General features: G+C 48.8%; 1 protein-coding gene. It reads left to right on the plus strand.

The genetic code is table 11. From position 1 onward, the window contains the following. A partial coding sequence (locus tag NLF92_RS14105) for a chemotaxis protein CheB (protein WP_284700455.1) occupies positions 1–213 on the plus strand: 213 nt, incomplete at both ends.

Genomic DNA, 213 nt, shown 5'->3' on the forward strand with positions numbered 1-213 from the left:
TATCGTTGTCTTGCTATAGGTGCATCAACAGGCGGTCCGGTTGCATTACAAAAAGTACTTAGCGTATTGCCTGAAGGCTTTGCGTATCCGATTTTTCTGGTACAGCACATGCCAGGCACGTTCACTAAAGCGTTTGCTGAGCGGCTGAATCAGCACTGTCATATCCGCATCAAAGAAGCCGAACACGGTGATGTTGTGCAGAATGGCTGGGCT

Source organism: Opacimonas viscosa (assembly GCF_024199005.1).
GTDB lineage: Bacteria > Pseudomonadota > Gammaproteobacteria > Enterobacterales > Alteromonadaceae > Opacimonas > Opacimonas viscosa.